The organism is Bacteroides salyersiae WAL 10018 = DSM 18765 = JCM 12988 (assembly GCF_000381365.1).
Classification (GTDB): Bacteria; Bacteroidota; Bacteroidia; order Bacteroidales; family Bacteroidaceae; genus Bacteroides; species Bacteroides salyersiae.
This window is the reverse complement of the sequence record NZ_KB905466.1, coordinates 2,800,436-2,822,630: the sequence shown is the minus strand read 5'-3', so window position 1 is coordinate 2,822,630 and position 22,195 is coordinate 2,800,436. Positions and strand designations below refer to the sequence as shown.

General features: G+C 42.6%; 19 protein-coding genes and 2 tRNA genes. 12 read left to right on the top strand and 9 right to left on the bottom strand.

What is annotated here, in order from left to right:
• Window positions 1–42: 42 nt before the first annotated feature.
• Window positions 43–1,029: an adenosine kinase gene (locus HMPREF1532_RS10295; RefSeq protein ID WP_005928667.1), complete on the bottom strand. Its 987-nt coding sequence runs from the start codon at window positions 1,027–1,029 to the stop codon at window positions 43–45.
• 76 nt (window positions 1,030–1,105) lie between these two features.
• Here HMPREF1532_RS10295 and HMPREF1532_RS10290 point away from each other — a divergent pair.
• The 6 genes from HMPREF1532_RS10290 (at window position 1,106) to HMPREF1532_RS10265 (ending at window position 3,073) form a co-directional block, all read left to right on the top strand.
• A tRNA-Asn gene (locus HMPREF1532_RS10290) sits at window positions 1,106–1,179 on the top strand.
• Between the two features lie 30 nt (window positions 1,180–1,209).
• Window positions 1,210–1,283 (top strand) — tRNA-Asn (locus tag HMPREF1532_RS10285).
• A gap of 268 nt (window positions 1,284–1,551) precedes the next feature.
• Window positions 1,552–1,785 carry an ATP-binding protein gene (locus HMPREF1532_RS10280; RefSeq protein WP_005928665.1) on the top strand — a complete coding sequence of 78 codons (234 nt, stop codon included), beginning with the start codon at window positions 1,552–1,554 and terminating at the stop codon, window positions 1,783–1,785.
• Between the two features lie 19 nt (window positions 1,786–1,804).
• Window positions 1,805–2,140, top strand: a complete 336-nt coding sequence (locus HMPREF1532_RS10275; protein WP_005928663.1) for a hypothetical protein — start codon at window positions 1,805–1,807, stop codon at window positions 2,138–2,140.
• Entirely contained in the window at window positions 2,133–2,720 is a 588-nt protein-coding gene (locus tag HMPREF1532_RS10270; protein WP_005928661.1) for an RNA polymerase sigma factor, read from the top strand. The genes HMPREF1532_RS10275 and HMPREF1532_RS10270 overlap by 8 nt, the downstream gene beginning before the upstream one ends.
• Window positions 2,721–2,791: 71 nt before the next feature.
• Window positions 2,792–3,073, top strand: a complete 282-nt coding sequence (locus tag HMPREF1532_RS10265) for a putative quinol monooxygenase (protein ID WP_005928659.1) — start codon at window positions 2,792–2,794, stop codon at window positions 3,071–3,073.
• A gap of 22 nt (window positions 3,074–3,095) precedes the next feature.
• Here the strand turns inward: HMPREF1532_RS10265 and HMPREF1532_RS10260 are convergent, their stop codons facing one another.
• The 5 genes from HMPREF1532_RS10260 to ahpC all read right to left on the bottom strand — a co-directional run bounded on the left by HMPREF1532_RS10260 (window position 3,096) and on the right by ahpC (window position 9,051).
• A complete protein-coding gene (locus HMPREF1532_RS10260; RefSeq protein WP_005928657.1) occupies window positions 3,096–3,833 on the bottom strand; it encodes a ComF family protein in 738 nt (245 codons plus the stop codon).
• The gene (locus HMPREF1532_RS10255; protein WP_005928654.1) at window positions 3,833–4,627 is read right to left on the bottom strand and encodes an inositol monophosphatase family protein; all 795 of its coding nucleotides are present in this window, start codon (window positions 4,625–4,627) and stop codon (window positions 3,833–3,835) included. Before HMPREF1532_RS10255 ends, HMPREF1532_RS10260 begins: the two co-directional genes overlap by 1 nt.
• A gap of 43 nt (window positions 4,628–4,670) precedes the next feature.
• The gene (locus tag HMPREF1532_RS10250; RefSeq protein ID WP_005928651.1) at window positions 4,671–6,809 is read right to left on the bottom strand and encodes a polysaccharide lyase 8 family protein; all 2,139 of its coding nucleotides are present in this window, start codon (window positions 6,807–6,809) and stop codon (window positions 4,671–4,673) included.
• Between the two features lie 106 nt (window positions 6,810–6,915).
• A complete protein-coding gene (ahpF, locus tag HMPREF1532_RS10245) occupies window positions 6,916–8,466 on the bottom strand; it encodes an alkyl hydroperoxide reductase subunit F (protein WP_005928649.1) in 1,551 nt (516 codons plus the stop codon).
• Window positions 8,467–8,484: 18 nt separating this feature from the next.
• On the bottom strand, window positions 8,485–9,051 hold the full coding sequence (gene ahpC, locus HMPREF1532_RS10240; protein WP_005928647.1) for an alkyl hydroperoxide reductase subunit C: 567 nt from the start codon (window positions 9,049–9,051) through the stop codon (window positions 8,485–8,487).
• Window positions 9,052–9,308: 257 nt separating this feature from the next.
• Between ahpC and HMPREF1532_RS10235 the strand changes: the two genes are divergently transcribed.
• Window positions 9,309–9,845, top strand: a complete 537-nt coding sequence (locus tag HMPREF1532_RS10235) for an NUDIX domain-containing protein (protein WP_025819231.1) — start codon at window positions 9,309–9,311, stop codon at window positions 9,843–9,845.
• Here the strand turns inward: HMPREF1532_RS10235 and HMPREF1532_RS10230 are convergent.
• The 3 genes from HMPREF1532_RS10230 to HMPREF1532_RS10220 form a co-directional block, all read right to left on the bottom strand.
• Window positions 9,836–10,204: a thioredoxin family protein gene (locus HMPREF1532_RS10230; RefSeq protein ID WP_005928642.1), complete on the bottom strand. Its 369-nt coding sequence runs from the start codon at window positions 10,202–10,204 to the stop codon at window positions 9,836–9,838. The two genes, HMPREF1532_RS10235 and HMPREF1532_RS10230, sit on opposite strands and share 10 nt — an antisense overlap.
• A 213-nt stretch (window positions 10,205–10,417) precedes the next feature.
• Window positions 10,418–10,720 carry a helix-turn-helix domain-containing protein gene (locus HMPREF1532_RS10225; RefSeq protein ID WP_005928638.1) on the bottom strand — a complete coding sequence of 101 codons (303 nt, stop codon included), beginning with the start codon at window positions 10,718–10,720 and terminating at the stop codon, window positions 10,418–10,420.
• The gene (locus HMPREF1532_RS10220; RefSeq protein WP_025819230.1) at window positions 10,704–11,039 is read right to left on the bottom strand and encodes a type II toxin-antitoxin system RelE/ParE family toxin; all 336 of its coding nucleotides are present in this window, start codon (window positions 11,037–11,039) and stop codon (window positions 10,704–10,706) included. Before HMPREF1532_RS10220 ends, HMPREF1532_RS10225 begins: the two co-directional genes overlap by 17 nt.
• A 654-nt stretch (window positions 11,040–11,693) precedes the next feature.
• Here HMPREF1532_RS10220 and HMPREF1532_RS10215 point away from each other — a divergent pair.
• The 5 genes from HMPREF1532_RS10215 to HMPREF1532_RS10195 all read left to right on the top strand — a co-directional run bounded on the left by HMPREF1532_RS10215 (window position 11,694) and on the right by HMPREF1532_RS10195 (window position 22,158).
• On the top strand, window positions 11,694–14,702 hold the full coding sequence (locus HMPREF1532_RS10215) for a tetratricopeptide repeat protein (RefSeq protein ID WP_005928632.1): 3,009 nt from the start codon (window positions 11,694–11,696) through the stop codon (window positions 14,700–14,702).
• A gap of 6 nt (window positions 14,703–14,708) precedes the next feature.
• Window positions 14,709–16,424 (top strand): TonB-dependent receptor, encoded by a 1,716-nt coding sequence (locus tag HMPREF1532_RS10210; protein ID WP_005928630.1) that lies wholly within the window; start codon window positions 14,709–14,711, stop codon window positions 16,422–16,424.
• 226 nt (window positions 16,425–16,650) lie between these two features.
• Entirely contained in the window at window positions 16,651–17,514 is an 864-nt protein-coding gene (locus HMPREF1532_RS10205; RefSeq protein ID WP_005928628.1) for a hypothetical protein, read from the top strand.
• A 227-nt stretch (window positions 17,515–17,741) separates the two neighbouring features.
• Window positions 17,742–20,087, top strand: a complete 2,346-nt coding sequence (gene topA / locus HMPREF1532_RS10200; protein ID WP_025819229.1) for a type I DNA topoisomerase — start codon at window positions 17,742–17,744, stop codon at window positions 20,085–20,087.
• A 127-nt stretch (window positions 20,088–20,214) separates the two neighbouring features.
• Window positions 20,215–22,158 (top strand): LruC domain-containing protein, encoded by a 1,944-nt coding sequence (locus HMPREF1532_RS10195; RefSeq protein ID WP_005928621.1) that lies wholly within the window; start codon window positions 20,215–20,217, stop codon window positions 22,156–22,158.
• The last annotated feature ends 37 nt before the right edge of the window (window positions 22,159–22,195 follow it).

Sequence of the window (22,195 nt, the reverse complement as noted above, 5' to 3'; positions counted from 1 at the left end):
ACTTTTAGTTAAAATGAAACGTAAAAGTAACTCATTACCTGCTTATTCAGACAGAACTTCGTTAATATTTAACTTTATTTCATCCCAACGTCCCTTTGAGATAGTGGTTCCAATAACTTGTATAACATTTCCCGAAAGAATAGAACCTATTTTTGCGCATTTCTCCAATGAATAACCGCAGGTCAAACCATATAAAAACCCTGCAGCGAAATAGTCACCGGCTCCGGTCGTATCTATCACTTTCGCCACAGGAATAGCAGATACCCTTACCTCCTCCGTACCTTTACGGATCAAAGACCCTCTGCAACCTATCTTTACAATGGCAATACTACACTGTTTGCCTATCGTTTCCAAAGCCTGTTCAGGTTCTTCTCCAGTGAACGCTTTTGCTTCTTCTTCATTAGCAAACACAATATCCACATATTTACTTATTAATAAGGAAAAGAATTCTTTATCATTTTCAACGATATTATAACTTGCCATATCAAGACATATCTGCAGACCGGCTTCTTTCGCTAATTTAATAGCCCGGAGAATCATATCGTGATCTTGCACCAGATATCCTTCAATATATAGGTAAGCATATCCCTTAAACATATCCAAAGATAAGTCTTCGGCTCTCAAAGTGGAGGCTGCTCCCAAATAAGTACCAAAAGTACGCTCACCACCAGGAGAAATAAAAGTGGAAGCTACCCCCGAAGGCAAATCAGAGAGGAGAATTTTATCTTCAATATTGTTTTTTTGCAGATTTTCGCGGAAAAATTTCCCATAATCATCATTTCCCACTTTTCCAATAAAACCGGTTGCTGCTCCGAGACAAGAGAGTCCGAGAATGGTATTTCCTGCTGATCCGCCGGTTGCAAGATGGGTTTTCATGTTAGCAAATTTCTCGTTAATCTGCTGTAACTTAATGTCATCGATGAGTTGCATGCTCCCCTTCGGTAAACCCATTTCATCAAGCAGAGTATCATCTTTCAAGGTTGCAAGTACGTCTACAAGGGCATTGCCCAAACCAATTATTTTGTCCATTTCAATATTTTTTTTGCAAAGATATTGCATATTTCAAAATATCCTATTACTTTTGCATCGCAATTGAGAAAAACATTCTTCCTTAGCTCAGTCGGTTAGAGCATCTGACTGTTAATCAGAGGGTCCTTGGTTCAAGTCCAAGAGGAAGAGCAAAGTTCGAAAATCTCAGTTGCAAGACATTCTTCCTTAGCTCAGTCGGTTAGAGCATCTGACTGTTAATCAGAGGGTCCTTGGTTCAAGTCCAAGAGGAAGAGCAAGAAGGTTCGCCATAATGGCGAGCCTTTTTTTATAAACGATTTTTGATACACCCACACATAAGTTCTAAGTCTTATTCATCGGCAATACAGGGTGAAGGGCCGTTCTCACTCTCTAATATCCATACAAAGACTATCCCATCGTAACAAGTGCGAAAACGACACACAAAAACACTTTTCTTTAAAATATCTTCGGTGCTGATTCGTCTTCAACAGTAGAAGGTATACCATCAAATAAAAATCAGTTGAATAAAAACAAGTTAGAAATATGTTTGGAATAAGAAGTAGAAAAATCATATCTTTACTCATTATAGATGCCAAGTGCACCGGTTGTGGAACATGCATAGACAAATGTCGCAGAAATGTAATATCTCTTGCAGAAGAAGGCGGATATAAATGGGCTTGGGCGGTACGTCCGGATGAATGTACCGGTTGTGGCAGATGTCAAAGATATTGTCCGGAAGACGCTATCCGCTTAATGACAAAGAAAATAGTAGATTAATCAAAAAAGAAATATGAAAATGAAAAGAAGAAATGCCGTACACATCTTTCGGGGAATCACCATTGTAATATTGTCGATAGCTGTTGCTGCTGTCATTGTTATGTTGTTATGGAATGCGTTAATTCCATCTATCATCGGCTGGAGTACCATCAATTACTGGCAAGCTGCCGGATTGCTGATCCTATGCCGCATTTTATTCAAGGGATTCGGTTTCCCTCATCCCGCAAACACTTTCCGTTTCAACAAAGAGCATATTGAAATGCACGACAGAATGAAACATATGACCTGGGACGAAAAACGCGCTTATATACGTAGCCGTATGGCTAAATTCCACGAGCAAGAAGCACATGAATGAGAAAAAGTCTCAGAAAATCGGAGATAATCAGAATCAATATGTATCAGAGCTCTTCCGGAAATACCAAGCCCAACTGAAAGGTTTCATTGCCAAGCGGGTTCCCTCCAAAGAGGATTGCGAAGATATTTTGCAGAATGTTTTCTATCAGCTTGCTAAAATAAACATTGAAACCAATCCTATTGAGCAGGTATCAGCATGGCTCTATTCCGTAACGCGCAACCAGATCATAGATTGGAGCCGCAAAAAGCGTGAAGAAGCATTACCCGAAGTTCACAATAACGAAGAGGATCAATCATTTATCAGTGAGCTCACCGGTCTGCTTTTAGACGAGGATGCTTCACCGGAAATGGATTTCATCCGTTCACTGGTTTGGGAAGAACTGGAAAATGCCATGAATGAACTTCCGGAAGAGCAGAGCACCATATTTAAACTGACAGAACTGGAAGGATTTTCTTTTAAAGAAATATCCGAATCCACAGGTATCACAGTCAACACGTTGATATCAAGAAAACGCTATGCCGTGCTTCATTTGCGGAAACGTTTAGCACGATTATACGACGAACTTCTGAATGACAATTGATTTTTTGATGTAAACCAAGCCTTTTCTCAAGACTAATATCTATTTTTGCAGTATATCAATCACATAACATCATGGAAAAGAAAACAATCGTAGCCCGTGCCGAGGTACTCCCGGGCAAAGAACAGGAATTTATCAGTAAGGCTGAGCCGCTGATTCAGGGAACAAGAGCAGAAGAGGGCAACATCAGTTACAACCTTTATCAAAATCCTTCCAATCCTACAGCATTTATTTTTTATGAGGAGTACAAAGACCAAAATGCCATAAGTGTACATGCCGCATCTGCACATTTTCAGGCATTCGGAAAGGCAATCGAAAGGTTATTGGCTTCAGAGTTAGTAATCGAGTCATTCTAAAAGGTAAGCTCCAAAAGAGGCATTACTCCGCTACTGCCAATGTCAGAATGCTGATACGGATATCTTCCACTTTGTCAAAAGCAGAAGCACAAGCTACGGTAGTCGCTCCGGTAGTAAGCACATCATCAATGATAAGTATGTGCTTACCCGAAAAATATTCAGGAATAGTAACCCGAAAAATACCGTCCACATTTTCCCAACGCTCAAAAGCAGATTTGTGAGTTTGTGTCTCGGTATTCTTCTCACGTACCATACCGGAAATGAACACGGGTATCAACGTTATTACCGAAACTCCACGGGCAATCCATTCACTCTGGTTATAGCCACGAAGCTTTTCCTTTTTCTTGTGAAGAGGGACGGGAACAAGCATATCGATTCCTTCAAAAAAGCCGGAAGACAATAATTCCACCGCCAGATGCCGCCCCATAATTTCCCCGATTTCCTTCTGCCCGCCATATTTCAGTGAATGAAGTATGCGCCGCGTGTCTCCTCCCCGCCGGTAAAAGAAATAAGAAGTAGCCCGTTCCAAAGGAATTTTCCCCCAGAAAAGCTTTTCCACCGGATTATCCTTCATTTGATGATAATTCGTACGAGGCAGGTCCATGTTACAACGGGCACACAAGCACTCTTCTCCCTTTGCCAGCACCCCACCACATACAAGGCAGCACCGCGGAAAAAAGATCGAAAGAAAAGCATCCAACCAGTCTTTTATCAATATACTCTTCCTCCGCACAGTACTTATCACTACCTCGCTTATCACTAAAAACGAAACTCTTTCACCAAATCCTGCAAATAAGCATGCAGATGACCATTGGTAGCGATAATATGATGTCCTTCCATAAAATCTCTACTTCCATAGAAATCCGTAACTTCCCCACCGGCTTCGAGCACAATCAGTGCAGCGGCAGAATAATCCCATTTCCCGATGAAAGCCTCCAGCCAACCGTCAAAGCGTCCGGCAGCTACATAACAAATAGCGGCAGCAGCAGAGCCGTTCATACGGATAGCACCGGCTTTGCCATATAAATCATCAAGCAAATGCATGGCAATCTGCTTATAAGCCGCATCATTATAGGGCAGTTCTACAATCAAGAAAGCGTTTGTCACATCATCGATATCGGAGATATGTAACGGTTCACCATTCAACCACGCCTTTCCACCTTTCCATGCATAAAAACATTCATCGCGGCAAACTTCATAGACAACACCAAGCAATAACTCATCCCGACTGCGCAAAGCGATACTGACACAATAAGGCGCATTATCATGAATATAATTGGTAGTACCATCCAAAGGATCGATCACCCAGCAATAAGGCTCGTCATTATATGTAGCAGAACCTTCCTCTGCAATAAATCCCGCTTCCGGAAGCAAAGCCGAAAGTTCGGTAACCAATCTGCGTTCCGATTCCTTATCGACATAAGAGACGTAATCATGCGTACATTTCTCAATCACTGATTCACGACGAAAATTCTTTCGCTCTTCTTTCAAAAAATGCCCGGCAGCAGTAGCGATACGGCATACATCCGCTGTCAATTGCTCTAAATCCAACATATCTTCTTTTATTTATTTCTCCGATTCTCCCGGCGAAGATAATTCATTTGAGAGAATATACCTTAGACATTCCGGCATAAATTCCCGTACCGGTAAAATCACATACTACTCTTTGGGTTTTCTTCACTTTAGCAGGTATACGAATATCTACATTAATTACAGATTGTGTTTGAGCAGGATCTGCAATATGAAACTGCGTGATAGTCCGATCTGTCTCTTTAAAAAGCAAAGCACACCCTCTATCTACCGTTACACTTATCTGCTTATGCTTAAAGGTCGCTTCCCGGTAGAATACCATCTGCCAGATACCCAATTTCTTATGCCTGACTACCTGTACTGAATCAGTATTGGTCAATATCTCCAGATCATCAGTCCGATAAGCCTCCATTTCTTCCACTGTATTTTTATTAGGAATAATTATATAAGCATAAGCCGCACTCTTAGGAGACCGTCCATGCTCAACCCCCAATGTAAACACCTCTTTTTCCTGTTCGCCCTTAGGAGCCGAAGTATTGATATCATACCAGTCTCCCGTCTGTATACGATTGGTAAGAGACAGACGACCGCCTGACGGAAACATATATCCCATCCCATTGTGCAAAACCCAGTTCAGATTATTTTCATAAGAGAAATCTCCCATTCCCAATGTAGTGATCCGGTCATTTACAGATGCGGTAACCGGTTTTTCTTTAAGAAGGCATTGATTGACAGTAGTATATAAATCCGTTGTTGCCGTAGAGGTAATGCCTGCCCCGAGACATACAATCTCATCATCAAAAAAGAACCACGCCTTTTTAGCAGCCGTATTTATTCCGGCATACTTATCATCGTAAGCGTAAGCGGTTACTCCATAAATACTATCCGAAACCCCACCGGCAAATGTGGCAGTTCCCGGTGTTTGCCAGTCACTGGCAGCTTTCGGCACAACAGGCATTTGTGGAGCCGTCACCCCTGGAATCTTTGTCCAGTTCCATACAGGGAAAATCCCGAAATATTCATCCCCGTCAATAACCATATTCGTACAACCGTCCGAAAGAAAATAAGTTTTCAGATTCTCACCATTACCATACTCACATCGGGCCGTACGGGCAGAAACCATACGGACATCAAACGTATAACCCGGGCGTACATGCAAAGTATAATCTCCCCGGAAGTAATGTGTATGCAAAGGAGTTATCCCATAATCGGCCGGTCTTTGTCCCTCCAGACGTTCCACAATAGCCCGATATTCATCGGCATGCTCCGGAGCCAATACAATCATTCGTTTGGCAAACAGAGACATAGCGCTTTTATCGGTAATACCGGGACGGCTCATTCCACGTCCCAGTACATCAAACAACATATACTTACCACGAATGGTCTGATAATAAGTCTCCCGCATGAACTTATCCAGAATAGCCATTTTCTCAGAAGGCAAAGCGTACTGAGTACCCTGTGTATACATTGCCACCTGCGTCACTCCTTTTAATATCTCGTCACCATATCCACCGATATACAATTGCACACCGTGCTGAAAATAGCTATTATCATACTGAAACCCCTCAGCCGTGGTATACTTGACCGTACTATACGAATAATCGATAGCCGTTTTCAGCAAATCTTCATCAGCTGTCAGGCAAGCCCGGTAAATCCAATGCAGGGCAATATCGGTCATGTTGGCTCCGGTCCATTTGCCGGGATCACCGCCCTCCGCCTTCATCCGTTGCAGCGTCCTGTTTTCCAAATCAGATGGTATTTGCTTTTTCCCTGCCCGCATCTGAATCAAAAGTACACCTGTTTTTTGCGGTTCGGCAATCTGGTTGTACCACCAATTACTGCAATTCGGATTACGCCGATACCAATATTCAAGAGCTGCAACAATCTTATCATAAAGCGCCTCATCCTGAAAATATTTATTTTCCTCATTCGTATAAGCAAAAACAAAATCAGAAATACGATCGATATGAATCAACGGCTCCCAGTTTGTACGATCCGTTCGACTATAATCGATATCGGTAAACGAGCCATCAGCCGGATTGTATTTGGACAAAGCAGATTCTATCGAAGGATTATGGACAAAATCCATCCGTATTTTGTCCATAAGTATTTCAAATTCATCGACTTCCGGAGAAGCTGCCATTCCGGACACAAAAGGCACCACCAACAACACAACCAACCACATGCAATGAAATACGGTTCTCATACTGTACGTTTTTTTAAGAGTTATCATAACAGTGAGTAAAGTTGGCGATTTTTCATGAAATACCGATTATCCTTCTTAAAAAAATCTCCTAAGAAAAACCTATTTGTCAAATAACTCCGCGTACCCTATCCTCAAACGCTGATAAAGCAGCTTTTGCACCTTCTCCCATGGCAATTATAATTTGCTTATAAGGGACAGTTGAAACATCACCGGCAGCATAAATACCGGGTACATTGGTGCGACCATGTGTATCAATCACAATTTCACCGGAACGATTCATCTCCACAACATCACGGAAAGATGCGCTATTGGCAGCCAGGCCGATTTGTACAAAGACTCCATCCAACTCTACCAGACGCTCTTCCTCCGTCTTACGGTCTTTTATACGAAGAGCCGTCAACTTATCACCGTCTCCAATAACTTCAACCGTTTGAGAACTTACAAAAATCTCGACATTGGAAAGACTTTTTGCTTTTTCCTGCAAAACGCTATCAGCTTTCAACTCATCCATAAATTCAAAAACCGTCACTTTCGAACAGATTCCGGCAAGATCGATAGCTGCTTCTATACCGGAATTTCCACCACCCACTACCGCAACATGTTTTCCTTTATAGAACGGGCCGTCACAATGGGGACAGAAAGCAACCCCTTTGCCGATATAGTCAGCTTCTCTCGGAACATTCAGTTTACGCCAACTCGCCCCCGTAGCAATGATGAAAGCAGGAGCGGAAAACTTTTCGCCGACAGAGGTAGTTACCACCTTTTCTTTCCCGATGACTTCGACTGATACTATTTTCCGATGTTCCAATAAATCAACCGGATACTGCAAGAGATGGCTTTTGAGGTTATCAGCCAGTTCATTCCCTGTAGTATGTACTACAGAAATCAAATTTTCAATACCGACTGTCTCCTTCACCTGACCACCGACACGTTCAGCAACAATGGCAACACGCAAACCTTTACGGGCCGAATAAATGGCGGCAGAAACTCCGGCAGGGCCTCCACCGGCAACAATAACGTCATAATTCTTCACCGTTGCCTCTATCCGGCTTTCCTCCACACCATATCGGGCTTCCAATTCAGACAGAAGTTCACCGAAATCGCCACGTCCTACATGCAATAGCTTGCCGTCGGCAAAAACAGAAGGTACACCTTGAATTTTCAAAGCTTCCACTTCATCTTGATAAAGAGCGCCATCCACCATCTCATGGGTAATGGCCTCATTCAACGTAGTCATGGCATTAAGTGCCTGTACAACATCGGGACAGTTGGTACAAGTTAATGAGACATAAGTAGTCAACCGTATCGGCCCTTTCAAAGCCTTCACCCGGTTACAAACCTGTTCATCAGGAAAGTTTTTACCTTTCCCATCCAGATTAAGAATTGCCAACAGTAAAGAGGTGAACTCATGTCCGTTAGGTACTCCCCGGAAAGTAATACCGGTTTTATGGCCGTTTTTCAACAAAGTGAATTCCAATCTCTTTCCCTCATTCACCCGGCAAGAGATATGAGAAGAGCAATCAGCTACATCAGTCAGCAGCTCAACCAGCTCATTGCGATGTTCATGTTGAGGGGATACATAGATATCAAAGGTAAAATTACCTTCCAAATTGGCAAATATGCCTTTCAGTTGTTCTTTTAGTGCGGATTCAAGCATAGTGGTGAAAATTAGAAGTTAAATCTTCCCTACCAGATCAATACTCGGTTTCAAGGTAGCTTCCCCTTTCTTCCATTTGGCAGGGCAAACTTCTCCATCGTGGGTAGCCACAAACTGAGCAGCCTCTACTTTACGAAGTAATTCGTTTGCATCACGACCGATATTATTATCATGCATCTCTGCCACTTTAATCTGACCTTCCGGATTAATCAGGAAAGTACCACGATAAGCCATACCTTCCGATTCAATGTACACACCAAAAGCACGTGCCAAAGCGCCTGTAGGGTCTGCCAACATCGGATACTTAATTTTACGGATACTATCGGAAGCATCATGCCATGCCTTATGTACAAAGTGCGAATCGCAACTTACGGAATACACTTCGACACCCATTGCCTGAAGCTGATCATATTTCTCGGCCACGTCCACCAACTCTGTCGGACAAACAAAAGTAAAGTCGGCAGGATAGAAAAAGAAAATAGCCCATTTACCTTTAACATCATTGTTGGTCACTGTTTTAAAACTACCATTATGAAAAGCCTGAACACTGAATTCAGGAAGTTGAGAATTAAGAATTGGTTCCATACTAAACTTATTATTTATTGATTAAACTTGTTTTGATTTCGATGCAAAGATAAGGGGATGGCTACCGGAAAAACAAAAAAAGTCCAATCGAATAATTCTATGCCTTGATAGATAAAATCCATCATACAGGCGTATATCAACTTTCCTTAAATGTTATAGCCTATTCTTTTGTTTTCTCCATTTTATAAAATACTTTTGCAACAAGTATTTGTTGGATACACATCAAAAAAGCAGTAATGAATCAATCTTTATCAGACATGGAACATCCTCTATCCCAATTCAGATATTGCCCGAAATGCGGTTCGGAGCATTTTAAGGTACATAATGAGAAATCCAAACAATGCGCCGATTGCGGGTTTATATACTACTTCAATCCCTCGTCCGCCACTGTTGCATTGATTTTGAATGAGAAAAACGAATTGCTTGTATGCCGCCGGGCAAAAGACCCCGCAAAAGGCACGCTTGACCTCCCCGGTGGATTTATTGATATGAATGAAACCGGAGAAGAAGGAGTGGCCCGTGAAGTACTGGAAGAGACAGGACTCAAAGTAGAAAAAACGACCTATCTGTTTACGCTACCGAACATTTACGTTTATTCGGGATTCCCGGTTCACACATTGGACATGTTCTTCCTCTGCAGAGTTAAAGACACCAGCCACATCGCCGCTATGGACGATGCAGCTGATGCATTCTTCGTTCCTCTTATGGAAATACACCCGGAAGATTTCGGATTGGATTCTATCCGGAAAGGACTGGACATGTTTATTCACAGTAACTCTCCGAGTTATTCATGAATCCCGGCCAGCAAATCGTCGAGCATTTTCTTTAATTGAGGCTTTCCGATTGTCCCCAACTTCATCCAAGGGGTACCCTCTACCGGTGCAAACAGGAGATTCGGAATGGTACGGATGGAAAAGGCTGATTCCAGCAAAGGTTCTTGATCAACGTCCACTTTATAAAAGTCGATTTTACCATCGTACTCTACTGCCAGTTCATCAAGAACAGGGGATAATCTTTTACAATAAATACACCACGGAGCATGAAAATCAACGATGCAAGGCCTGTTGCCTTTAAATTCCCAACCATTGGGATATTGTTGAAAATCCGATACTCTCTCGGCAAAACTCTCATGTGTCAAATCAACTACTTTCATATCTTCTTATTTTCCATTTATCATTATCAATCTTCACAATGCAAAATTACGGGTTTCGGAAGTCGAAAAAGCCTCTCCCCAACCCTCTCCATAGGAGAGGGAGCCAAGTTAGTTCTGTAACTAATTAACAAACAAGAGTATCTATACCCCCTCTCCCACGGAGAGAGTTGGAGAGAGACTTCTATTGTAACAGTTTAGTATTCCGGCCCTTGCCTACATGATCGGTTTTACAATTTCAATTTTAAGCCCAAGCGCATCAATAATACGAAAAAACAAACCAACCCCCGGTTCTATAACTCCCTTTTCTATTCTTGATATATAAGTTTTATTAGTTCCTACTTTTTCAGCCAATTCGGATTGTGTCATTTTTTCTTGTTTCCGCGCGTTACTGATTATCTGCCCCACACAGTAAGAGTATGCTTCTTTGCGAAACTCCTCTCTTTCAGGTGAGCCAACCTTACCGTACAATTTATCTAATACGGCATCCATGCTTCCAATCTTAGGGTTTGCTTGCATAATATTCATTTTTAAGTTTTAATGCTTTTTCTATCTCACTATCCGGCGTTTTCTGCGTCTTTTTCTGAAATCCATTGAATAGCATTACTATATTCCCATCATCAAAGATGAAGAAAGCCCGATAAATATTTCCATTATGGCTTGCTCTCAACTCGTAAACACCATCACGAATTAGCTTAACGAAATTCTTGTTAAGCCGTTCTTGTGTTTTAAGCATATCGAGCACATAAGAGATTTTTTTCTTTGCGCCATTTTCTAATGACATAAAGAAGTCTATGAAATAATTCTCATAGTATAATATTTCTCTTTCTTTTCTCATGGTGCAAATATAGATAAAGTTTACATATATAACAACTTCATTCGGCTTTTTCTTCGATTTCAGCCACAACTTACTTTGATTCTTTATTATTGTACCGGCTTTACAGAAGTTTCCCTTCTCCAAATAAAGAAAAATGAGAAATTTATCCTTCATCTTAAACTTCTTCCCACAGTTGAGGTGTTTCTAAGATAAAGTATAATCCTAAATGAGAAGCGCTAATATCCACCTATTCCTTTATCTGCATTAACCTTATTAACCTTCTGATTTAACATTCCAATCTTTGTGATGCAAAAGTATACACTTAAGCACTACAAACCTCTATACTCTTACATAGTAAAAGCATAGACTTTTCATCCAGATAAATACAGACTCTTGCACTCTTAGAATTAGAAGCAATAAATCACTATAAACCAAAACATTACAATCCAAACACTCGTTTAATTTTTCTAAGTAACTTTTTCATTCCAAGATCTCTACTTCGGTTTTAAGCAACTATATGCTTATCCGATCGGATTACAGAAACAACTCCCTCACAAAGATATTTTGTCAGATAACAAAAACATTTTCTTCCCGTTGACGTTAAAACCTGTAAAACTAAAGAGTTGTTTGCTGTAAAGTCTACAAAAACAAGTACTTTTGCCAAAACACTAAATTATGAAAAGAGAAATTTCACGATTTATATGTGCCCTGATATGTTGTGCACCTATCATTACTTCGGCACAAACCAGCGAAAAGATCACTTCGCCTGCCAATTTATATAAAGAAGGAAGATACCTGTTCGAACAGAAAAATTATGCAGCGGCAACTGCCTCCCTGAAAGCTTTTGTGAAACAGGAACCTGCTACCCGATTTCGCGAAGAAGCAGAGTATATGCTTGTATGTTCGGCCTACGAACTGAAAGATAAAAACAGTATTACCCTGCTTCGAGACTATCTCGAACAGCATCCGGACACTCCTTATGCCAACCGGATTTATGCACTGTTAGGGGCCTGCTATTTCTACGAAGGGAAATACGACGAAGCGTTGGCACTTCTCAACTCTTCCCGGCTCGACCAACTGAGTAACACCGAACGCGATGATATGACCTACCTCCTGGCTACCTGTTATTTGAAAACAGGAAACTTGAAAGAGGCAGCTATCTGGTTTGAGACACTGAGAGCCAGCAGCGAAAAATATGAAAAAGATTGTGCTTACTACATCTCATACATCCGTTATACTCAAAAACGTTACGACGAGGCCCTTGCGGGATTTCTGCCTTTGCAAGACGACCCGAAATACAAAGCATTGGTACCTTATTACATAGCCGAGATTTACATCGTCAAGAAAAACTACGACAAAGCGGAAATAGTAGCGCAAAATTACCTGTCGGCTTATCCGCAAAACGAACATGCCGCCGAAATGTACCGTATTTTGGGAGACGCTTCTTATCATTTCCGTAAATATCAGGAAGCCATCAAAGCATTCGAAAGCTATCTTGAAAGCGACGCTTCTCCCCGCCGGGACGCTCTCTACATGTTGGGACTCTCCTATTTTCAGATAGGCGTATACTCCAAGGCCGCCGAAACATTGGGAGAAGTAACCACCGTTAATGATGCCCTGACGCAAAATGCTTATCTGCATATGGGACTTGCCTATCTGCAACTGGCCGAGAAGAATAAAGCCCGCATGGCTTTCGAGCAGGCAGCCGCCTCCAATGCCGATATGAAGATCAAAGAACAGGCAGCCTACAATTACGCGCTGTGTATCCATGAGACGTCCTACTCCGCTTTCGGAGAGTCGGTCACCGTATTCGAGAAGTTCTTAAACGAGTTCCCGAATTCTGCCTATGCCGACATGGTAAGCAACTATCTGGTGGAGGTCTATCTAAACACCCGCAGTTACGATGCAGCTTTAAAATCGATTGACCGTATCACACATCCGGGTGCACGCATTCTGGAAGCCAAACAAAGAATCCTGTTCCAACTGGGTACGCAGGCTTTTGCCAATGCTTCTTTTGAACAGGCCATCGGGTATTTCGACCGATCTATCGCCATCGGCCAATATAACCGACAGATAAAGGCGGATGCCCTTTACTGGCGTGGCGAATCTTACTACCGGCTGAACCGGATGCAGGAAGCCACCCGCAACTTCAACGAATACCTGCAACTGACGCGCCAGACAAACAACGAAATGTATGCACTGGCACACTATAACCTGGGCTATACTGCTTTCCACCAGAAAGACTACGCACAAGCACGAAACTGGTTCCTTAAATACATACAACTGGAAAAAGGCGAAAACAGAACGGCCTTGGCGGATGCTTACAACCGCATCGGCGACTGCTTCCTGAACGAACGCAGTTTTGATGAAGCAAAGCAATATTATGCTCAGGCAGAAAACATGGGGACACCTTCGGGAGACTATTCGTTCTATCAGCTTGCCCTTGTTTCGGGATTACAGAAAGATTATTCAGGAAAAATAACCTTGTTGAACCGCTTGGTCGGGAAGTACCCTTCATCCCCTTATGCAGTCAGCGCCCTTTATGAAAAAGGACGTTCATACGTACTGATGGACAATAACAGTCAAGCCATCTCCTCTTTCAAAGATCTGTTAAGCAAATACCCCGAAAGTCCGGTCGGAAGAAAAGCCGCCGCCGAAATCGGATTGCTGTACTATCAGGACGGGAACTACGACCAAGCCATCGAGGCTTATAAACAGGTGATCAATAAATATCCGGGAAGTGAAGAGGCCCGCCTGGCCATGCTCGACCTCAAATCCATCTATGTAGACATGAACCGTATCGACGAATTCGCAGCGTTGGCGGCTGCCATGCCCGGCAATATCCGCTTCGATGCGAGCGAACAGGATTCACTGACTTACATTGCTGCCGAGAAGATTTATGGACGTGGCCGCATCGAAGAAGCCAAGAGCAGTTTCAATAAATACCTGCAAACATTCCCTGAAGGGGCTTTCGGTCTGAATGCCCATTATTATCTCTGTCTCATCGGCAAAGAACAGAAAAACTACGATATGATTCTGCTTCATTCGGGCAAGTTACTGGAATATCCGGATAATCCGTTCTCAGAAGAGGCATTGGTGATGCGTGCAGAGGTACAATTCAACATGCAACAGTTTGCCGATGCATTGGCTTCGTATAAAATGCTGAAAGAAAAGGCAACCACAGCCGACCGCCGCCTATTGGCCGAAACAGGAATGCTGCGCTGTGCCTATCTCATCAAAGATGATACGGAAACCATTCATGCAGCAACCGATCTGCTGGCCGAAGCCAAACTGACTCCGGAATTGGGCAACGAGGCTCTCTACTATCGTGCCAAGGCATATATGAATCAGAAGGCAGATAAAAAGGCACTGGCCGACTTACAAGCACTCGCCAAAGATACCCGAAACCTTTACGGTGCGGAAGCTAAATACCTGGTAGCCCAGCAATATTACATCTCCGGAGAATACGAAGCAGCCGAGAAAGAACTACTCGATTATATCGAACGGAGCACCCCACATGCTTATTGGCTGGCACGGAGTTTCGTCCTGTTGTCGGATGTATACGTAGCCATGGATAAAAAACTGGATGCACGCCAATACTTGTTGAGCTTGCAACAGAATTACCATGCCAATGACGATATCGAAAGTATGATTGAAAGCAGACTGGAAAAACTTAATAAGTAACGAAGTATGAAACGTAATCAATATATCTTCTTGGGAATGGTCTTTATTGCCATCCCTTCATTAGTACAGGCACAAACCCAGCCAAAAGATACTACCCTAAACCGCACGGTAGTGGTGGAGCAGGAATACAATCCCATTATCATGGATGCCGCTAAGGTGAATGTTCTGCCGAAAGTAGAAGAGCCCGTAGTTAATAAAAAAGAGGTGGAATATGCTGTCAGTTCCACACCGGCTTCGAATATCCCGGCAGGAACCATGCAGGCCTATACGGGAAAAGAGACACAAGCCACGAGTCATCCGGGATATGTACGCTTAGGATACGGTAATTACAATAATCTGGACGCTTATGCCAATTACCTTTTCCGCCTTTCCGACCGGGATAAGTTGAATGTGAATTTCAACATGGCGGGAATGAAAGGAACATTGGACATGCCTTCTTACCGCACTTCAAAGCCAGATGAATGGGATGCATTTTACTACCGTACACGAGCAGGCATCGATTACCTGCACCAGTTCAACCGAATGAATCTGAACATAGCCGGACACTTCGGACTGAGCAACTTCAACTATCGCCCGTATTCCATCTTCAATAAACAGAAGTTTACTTCCGGTGATATGCACGTCGGATTAAAGTCGACCGACGAAACATTACCGCTTCAATTTCAGGCAGAAACGAATCTGTTGTTGTACAACCGACAACAAGGCTTCCCGGCGATAAATAAATTAGGAGTCACCGAAACCCAAATTCGCACCAAAGGAAATGTAACGGGAATGATCAACGAAGAACAATTGATTAGTATCGCTGTAGAAATGGATAACCTCCTTTATGATCCGCGACAAATGGGAAGCTACAAAGAAACGTTATTCCACAACCGTACCACGGTAAACTTAAACCCATATTATGAACTGAATGACGACAGTTGGCGACTTCATATCGGAGCTAACGTAGACCTGTCTTTCAAAAACGGCAAAAGTTTTTATGTCTCTCCCGATATTGATCTTGCCTACATTTTCTCAGACAGCTATGTACTTTATGCCCGAGCAACCGGAGGACGATTGCTGAACGATTTCCGTCGTCTGGAGCAGATAAACCCATACGCTTGTTTCTCACACCCCATTACAGACACGTATGAACAGGTCAATGCCCGTATCGGTTTCAAAGCCAGTCCGGTGAACGGACTTTGGTTTGACTTATTTGGTGGATACCAGAATCTGAAAAACGACCTGTACCCATACATGAGTGACATAACCGGTGGTCAGGGAGGCGTATTTACAGATTACGGGCAAACGGACAGTTACAATTTCCATGCCGGAGCACAAATCAGTTATGCTTATAAGGATTTGTTCTCTTTCGCTGCCGATGCTACTTATTATCATTGGGATGCCGACGATCCTAACGTCGATTCGGAAACAGTCAATTATAACGACGCCCTATTAATGAAACCTCAGTTTAAACTCGGATTGCAGATAGAAGCGCGCCCCATCCATGCACTGTCATTGAACATCAGCTATCAATATATCTCCCGGACGGAACCCTATTTCTTTACCGGAGCCAAACTGCCGGCTGTCAGTAACCTTGGACTAAAGGCGACTTATAACCTGTTCAAAGGCGTTTCCATCTACGCCAAAGCAGACAATTTACTGAATAAGGAGTATCAGTACTACCTGGATTATCCGACCCAAGGCATCAATTTCGTAGGCGGACTGAGTTTCCAATTCTAAACAGAATCACTTTCTCATTAATATAGGTACGATAAAACACTCTCTGCACTTCAAAAGCAAAGGGTGTTTTATTATGTACCATTCCCATATTCTGTTTCTTCGAAAAGGAAATTCCCTACAAAGCGCCTGTCAACAGAATCAAAAAACAGACTAACTATTTGCTATTCAGAATATTTTAGTTATTTTTGTACATAAAACTCACAAAAACAAAGGAGGGTAAAAGCATATGATACAAAAAGCCGATATATCGTGTCTTTCAATCCGTTTAGGCATGTTTCTCCTGCTGATTTCGGTTTCGCTGTCGCTCTCTGCCCAAGAAGATAGTACACACATGATCAACGACAGCATACATACCTCCTCCCGAACCTCATTTAAGCTTCTTCCACCCGATCCGTTTATGGAGAGAGCCACTTATCCTTTGTATCCGTCCGATGCGTATCCATACAAACCTATGAATCATCCACCTGAAATCTCACTGAAAAAGGAAATCTATCTGCCCTATTATACCAATCCCTCCCCGATCTTTCGGGGAGACTATCAAACAGACGGCATCATAAAACAATTCCGCCACGGAGCTTTCTTCGGTTCCGGAACACAGACAAGTCTACCGGGAATCGGACGCTTCAACAACGCTTCTCTCGGTTACCAACATGTTTTAAATCCCAAACTGGCATTACAACTGAGCGTCAATGCTATGAAAATAAATATGAGCCACATCAGTGGACAAGCATTCAGTACCTCGGGGGCCTTGCTCTATCATCCTTCGGATCAAGTTACCCTCAAGTTCTTCGGCTCGTATGATATTGGAAACTCCTATGGGATGAGCACCCACCGATACGGCGCCACCATGTCCGTCGACATGTCCGACCGGTTCAGTATGGAAGTAGGGGCACAGCGCTATTATAATGCTATGAGAGGGCGTTGGGAAACAGTGCCGATCGTGATTCCTTACTACCGCTTTGAGAAATTCAAACTCGGATTGGACGTAGGCGGATTGATATACGAAATTCTCCGTGAAGTAGTTTTTGACAAACAAAACAGCAGCGGTCCCACCCTCACACCGCCACGCTTTTCGATACCGATACGATAAAGCTATATTGCACTCTATTCCGGGATTTGTCCATTACTAAAAAATCTCGTCTCCCCGCTTCCCTGACTCCTAAAAAAAGTCTTTTTTTGCAAAAAAGGAACAGATTCTCTCTATATTATAAGGTAAGGAAAATGTTTTTTTCTACTTTTGTCGGCGAATTTCAGAATAAATGGGAGTTGAAACTTAGAAAAGCACCACTCTCGGCATTCTTAATTAAAGTAAAAGTTATGCAGAAAAACCTTGTTATTGTCGAGTCTCCAGCAAAAGCAAAAACCATTGAAAAATTTCTGGGGAAAGATTTCAAAGTACTCTCCAGCTATGGTCATATCAGAGACTTGAAGAAGAAAGAGTTCAGTATCGATATCGATAAAAACTTCAAGCCCAATTATGAAATACCGGCAGACAAGAAAGAGTTGGTAACAAAACTACAGGCAGAAGCCCAGAAAGCAGACGTTGTATGGTTAGCATCCGATGAGGACCGCGAAGGAGAAGCCATCGCCTGGCATCTTTATGAGGTATTGAAACTAAAACCGGAACAGACCCGGAGAATCGTCTTTCATGAAATCACCAAGAATGCCATATTAAAAGCCATCGAGAATCCACGCGAAATCGATATCAACTTGGTCAATGCACAACAGGCACGACGCATCCTCGACCGTATCGTTGGTTTCGAACTTTCTCCAGTATTGTGGAAGAAAGTCAAACCGGCTCTTTCCGCCGGACGTGTTCAATCAGTAGCCGTACGGCTAATTGTAGAGCGGGAACGGGAAATACAGGCATTCAAGAGCGAAGCGTCTTATCGCGTTATCGCCATATTCCTCGTACCGGACACTGACGGTAAACTGACAGAAATGAAAGCGGAACTGGCTCATCGCCTTAAGACAAAAGAAGAAGCCAAAGCATTTTTGGAAAGTTGCAAAGATGCTATATTCACAATCGAAGATATTACCAAACGCCCGATAAAGAAAAGCCCGGCCGCACCATTCACAACCTCGACTCTGCAACAGGAAGCGGCCCGCAAATTGGGGTATACAGTGGCACAAACCATGATGTTGGCACAAAAATTATACGAAGCCGGATTAATCACTTATATGCGTACCGATTCGGTCAACTTGTCGGAATATGCAACTGAAGGTAGCAAACAGGCTATCATCAACATGATGGGAGAACAATACGTGCATCCGCGCCACTTTACCACCAAAACCAAAGGTGCACAAGAAGCGCATGAGGCCATCCGTCCTACCTATATGGAAAACTCCACCGTAGAAGCACCCTCACAGGAAAAAAGATTGTACGACCTGATCTGGAAACGTACCATCGCTTCACAAATGGCAGAAGCCGAACTGGAAAAGACAACTGCAACCATCGGTATCAGTACCAATGATGATGTGTTTACAGCAACCGGAGAAGTTATTACTTTCGACGGTTTCCTTCGCGTATATAAAGAATCGTATGACGACGAAAACGAACAGGAAGATGAAAGCCATCTGCTTCCTCCATTGAAAAAAGGACAGGTGCTCGAGCACAATGATATTGTCGCTACCGAACGTTTCACCCAACGTCCGCCGCGTTACACAGAAGCCAGTCTCGTACGCAAACTTGAAGAATTAGGTATCGGCCGTCCTTCCACATATGCTCCTACTATCTCTACTATCCAACAACGCGAGTATGTAGAGAAAGGAGACAAAGCAGGTGAGGAACGCTCTTTCAATATACTGACACTAAAAGGCCAAAATATAAGTGATGCCATACATACCGAAATAGTAGGAGCAGAAAAATCAAAATTACTGCCTACCGATATCGGAACGGTAGTGAATGACTTCCTGAACGAATATTTCTCAAATATTCTGGACTACAACTTTACGGCTAATATCGAAAAAGAGTTTGACGAGGTAGCAGACGGAGAGAAGCAATGGACAGCAATCATGAAACACTTCTATAAAGGATTCCATCCTTCGGTAGAGTCGACATTAGCTACTAAAACAGAACATAAAGTAGGTGAACGTATTCTGGGTGAAGAACCGGGAACCGGGAAGGTAGTATCAGTCAAAATCGGACGCTTTGGACCTGTCGTACAAGTCGGCAGTACGGATTCGGAAGAAAAGCCCCGTTTTGCACGTTTGGAGAAGGGCCTGTCAATGGAAACGATCACTCTTCAGGAAGCATTGGACTTGTTTAAACTTCCGCGTGTCGTTGGCGAATACGAGGATAAAGAAGTAAGCATAGGTACAGGACGCTTTGGACCGTACGTACGCCATGACGGTAAATACATATCTCTGCCTAAGACACTCGATCCAATGGCCATTACGCTTGAAGAAGCCATCGAACTTATCACAGAGAAGAGAGCCACAGAGGCCAAACGCCACATCAAGCAATTCGCCGAAGAACCGGAACTGGAAATACTGAACGGAAGATACGGACCATATATCTCTTATAAAGGAAGTAACTATAAAATCCCTAAAGATGTGGTTCCCGCAGATTTGAATCTGAAAACTTGTTTGGAGATTATCAAGCTGCAAAGCGAAAAAGCAACGTCCACTCCTAAAAAGGGACGGACAGCAAAAAAGAAATAACATAATAAGATTTTTTCTAAGAGACATTCTCATTTTGTAGAATGTCTCTTATTTTTTACTCATTTTCAGTGTTTTATATCTATTTCTTATTATCTTTGCAGCAGCAAACAAATCAAATAACATATATATGAAAAAAATTACGACCCGACTCCTCTGCGCCAGTAGTATATTACTGTTCGGTTTATCATCTTGCGTAAAAGATGTAGATTTATCACAAGCTCCCGAGAAGCCTGTAAAAGGCGATTATTTCGATTTTCAAACTACGCTTAATTGTCCGATAGACATAGACTTAGGCTTGCAGGACTATACTGTATCGATAGAAATTTACAGCGAAAACCCTTTTGAAGAAAACGATGGGATCAGTACAAAGAAAGATATTGAGCCGATCTATCGCGGTATAACAGATGCCAAAGGCATACTGAAAGGAGAAACGACCCTGCCAGCCTATATCAAGAAAGCCTATATCTACTCACCGTATGTAGGTGTACCTTTCATAGAGACAGAGGTTACTGCAAGCAGGATTTCTGCTGGCATAGAAGCCCCCAAAAACAGAAGCGGAAATACCAGAGCCATGACATACACCTATCCTTCCGATATGCTGGTATTAGGAAATTGGAACGAATCCGGTTACCCCAGCTATTTACTATCGGAGCGTTTCATCTTCCCGGAAAACGAACTATACAACATTACCAAAGCTACTACATCTCCATACAAAGAAGAAATGCAAAGTTATTTTCCACAATATTTCACACCGGGAGTAGAAACAGGCATTCCCATTATGAAGGAAACAAAGGTGAACTTGGCTATGATAGGAAAATATGCACCTTCAGTAAGTAATACGATTCTCTATTATACCTACCCCACCGGACAGCTACCAAGTTCTGTCAACGACATACAAAAAATTATTGCTTTCCCTGTATCGGCAGGTATCTCTTGTGGAAGTACGATACAACTACATTATTGGAATAAGGAAACCAATCAATTCGAAGATAAATTTCCAGCAGGAGTTACTATTGGTTGGGGAGTCTCTTCGAGTGCTTTTATCAAAGGAAATATCGGCCACTCCAGTGGAAATCATAACTATTACTCCGTCAATGCACTCAATACCAAAAACGGCGATGAAAACAATCAGCACACAATCGCTATTTTTGATAAGGCCAACAGCTCGGTTACCATAGGGATAGAAGACAGACCATTGGAAAGCCAGCGACCAAACTATACCGACGTTATTATGTATTGTCATGCAGATGTGGAAGGAGCTATTGATGGGAGCAACATGGCTGAATTGGAAAAGCCAGAAGATCCGGGTCCTTCCGAAGAGGATAACTATACAACCTATTTCGGATTGCTCGCTTTTGAAGATCTATGGCCAGATCAAGGAGACTATGACTTGAACGACGTAGTGGTATACTATCAATCAAGAGTATATAAGAATATGCAAAACCGGATTACCTCTACTATAGACGAATTCACTCCCTATTGGGATGGCGCCGGATACAATAATTTTAACGGATTCGGATACCGCCTATCAGTTACTCCCGATAAAGTAACTGCCGTAAATATTGCTTATGAGAACTATACATTCACAGCAAGCCCCCTGTTCCAGTTTGACAATAAAGGTTTGGAGGAAAGAGCAGATAATGACAATGCCATTATTATTGTTGCAGACAACATGAAGCAAGCTGTAAAACAAAAAGGTAAGTTTACCGTCACTACAACTTTCGGAACTCCACAGATCGAATCAGCAGCCATGCTCCCCCCTTATAATCCGTTTATCATTATCAATGCCTTGAATGAAAGAGGTAAAGAACTGCATCTTCCCAATTATGTACCCACTAAACGGGCAGACAGCAGCCATTTTGGAAAAGGAAATGATCTGACCGATGAGAGCCAACAAATGTATTATATCTCTAAAGACAACATGCCTTATGCCATACATTTGCCTAACATCAAAGACTTCGACTGCTCAAATGAAGGCATACGAATTGACGAGATTTATCCGAATTTCACAAATTGGGTAAAAAGTAATGGTAATGAAAACACTGACTGGTACTTACACAAGAAAGAATAATCAGAAACATCATTCATCCCTGTCAAAAAAGTCTTTC

Bases quoted from the DNA above. Each gene is read 5' to 3' on its own strand.
- HMPREF1532_RS10225 (WP_005928638.1), bottom strand. From the start codon at position 10,720: ATGCAAGCAAACCCTAAGATTGGAAGCATGGATGCCGTATTAGATAAA.
- HMPREF1532_RS10250 (WP_005928651.1), bottom strand. From the start codon at position 6,809: ATGAGAACCGTATTTCATTGCATGTGGTTGGTTGTGTTGTTGGTGGTG.
- ahpF (WP_005928649.1), bottom strand. From the start codon at position 8,466: ATGCTTGAATCCGCACTAAAAGAACAACTGAAAGGCATATTTGCCAAT.
- HMPREF1532_RS10205 (WP_005928628.1), top strand. From the start codon at position 16,651: ATGATACAAAAAGCCGATATATCGTGTCTTTCAATCCGTTTAGGCATG.
- HMPREF1532_RS10235 (WP_025819231.1), top strand. From the start codon at position 9,309: ATGGAACATCCTCTATCCCAATTCAGATATTGCCCGAAATGCGGTTCG.
- HMPREF1532_RS10215 (WP_005928632.1), top strand. From the start codon at position 11,694: ATGAAAAGAGAAATTTCACGATTTATATGTGCCCTGATATGTTGTGCA.
- HMPREF1532_RS10295 (WP_005928667.1), bottom strand. From the start codon at position 1,029: ATGGACAAAATAATTGGTTTGGGCAATGCCCTTGTAGACGTACTTGCA.
- HMPREF1532_RS10255 (WP_005928654.1), bottom strand. From the start codon at position 4,627: ATGTTGGATTTAGAGCAATTGACAGCGGATGTATGCCGTATCGCTACT.
- ahpC (WP_005928647.1), bottom strand. From the start codon at position 9,051: ATGGAACCAATTCTTAATTCTCAACTTCCTGAATTCAGTGTTCAGGCT.
- HMPREF1532_RS10280 (WP_005928665.1), top strand. From the start codon at position 1,552: ATGTTTGGAATAAGAAGTAGAAAAATCATATCTTTACTCATTATAGAT.
- HMPREF1532_RS10275 (WP_005928663.1), top strand. From the start codon at position 1,805: ATGAAAAGAAGAAATGCCGTACACATCTTTCGGGGAATCACCATTGTA.
- HMPREF1532_RS10265 (WP_005928659.1), top strand. From the start codon at position 2,792: ATGGAAAAGAAAACAATCGTAGCCCGTGCCGAGGTACTCCCGGGCAAA.
- HMPREF1532_RS10270 (WP_005928661.1), top strand. From the start codon at position 2,133: ATGAATGAGAAAAAGTCTCAGAAAATCGGAGATAATCAGAATCAATAT.
- HMPREF1532_RS10210 (WP_005928630.1), top strand. From the start codon at position 14,709: ATGAAACGTAATCAATATATCTTCTTGGGAATGGTCTTTATTGCCATC.
- HMPREF1532_RS10220 (WP_025819230.1), bottom strand. From the start codon at position 11,039: ATGAGAAAAGAAAGAGAAATATTATACTATGAGAATTATTTCATAGAC.
- HMPREF1532_RS10195 (WP_005928621.1), top strand. From the start codon at position 20,215: ATGAAAAAAATTACGACCCGACTCCTCTGCGCCAGTAGTATATTACTG.
- HMPREF1532_RS10230 (WP_005928642.1), bottom strand. From the start codon at position 10,204: ATGAAAGTAGTTGATTTGACACATGAGAGTTTTGCCGAGAGAGTATCG.
- topA (WP_025819229.1), top strand. From the start codon at position 17,742: ATGCAGAAAAACCTTGTTATTGTCGAGTCTCCAGCAAAAGCAAAAACC.